This window comes from Gordonia hydrophobica NBRC 16057 (assembly GCF_001592365.1).
GTDB lineage: Bacteria > Actinomycetota > Actinomycetes > Mycobacteriales > Mycobacteriaceae > Gordonia > Gordonia hydrophobica.
In genome coordinates this window covers 1-923 of record NZ_BCWU01000038.1, presented here as the reverse complement: position 1 = coordinate 923, position 923 = coordinate 1, and the positions used below count along the sequence as shown (strand labels likewise).

The following is a 923-nucleotide window of genomic DNA, read 5'->3' as shown; positions in this document are numbered from 1 at the left end:
TGTTGAAGACGCCGTACACGTTCGACTGTTCGGTGGCGGAGTTGTTCGCGCCGTTGATGGAGGGTTCGCGGTTGTTGATCGCGGAGCCGGAGGGTCATTTGGATCCGGTGTATATGGCGGATCTGATCGCGGATTCGGGGGCGACGATGGTGCATTTCGTGCCGTCGATGCTGTCGGTGTTCTTGGAGTTGGCGGGTCCGGAGCGGTTGGCGCGTCTGGATAAGGTGCGGATCATTTCGACCACCGGTGAGGCGTTGCCGCCTGCGGTGGCGGCGGAGACGCGGGCGGCGATGCCGCAGGCGATGCTCTACAACCTGTACGGGCCGACTGAGGCCGCCGTGGAGATCACGTATCAGCGGTTGGATGAGGTCGGTGATGTGGTGCCGATCGGTGTTCCGGTGTGGAACTCGACCGCCTACGTCCTCGACGGTCGCCTCAACCCCGTCGGCGCCGGTGTTCCGGGTGAGCTGTATGTCGGTGGTGTGCAGTTGGCGCGCGGTTATGCGTCGCGGTCGGATTTGACTGCTGATCGGTTCTTGGCGGATCCGTTCGGTCCTGCCGGGTCGCGCATGTACCGCACGGGTGATCTGGTTCGCCGTAATAAGGCCGGTGAGCTGGAGTACTTGGGCCGCACCGATTTCCAGGTGAAGCTGCGTGGCCAGCGCATCGAGTTGGGTGAGATCGAGGCGGCGATCGCGTTGGCGCCGGGCGTGGTGCATGTGTCGGTGACGGTCGCGTCGGCTCCTGATGGCGGCGAGCACTTGGTCGCGTATGTGGCTGGTGCGCCGGGTGAGGCGGTGGATGTGGAGGTGGTCAAGGAGACGATTGCGACGCCGTTGCCGGAGTACATGCGGCCGACGGTGTGGATGTTGCTGGATGAGATTCCGCTGAATAGTGCGGGCAAGTTGGATCGGAAGGCGCTG

Annotated in this window: 1 protein-coding gene; it reads left to right on the top strand. The window is 63.8% G+C overall.

Annotation, left to right across the window (positions count from 1 at the left end; translation table 11 throughout):
• On the top strand, positions 1–923 hold a 923-nt coding region (locus GH2_RS21120; protein ID WP_157086199.1), incomplete at both ends, for an amino acid adenylation domain-containing protein.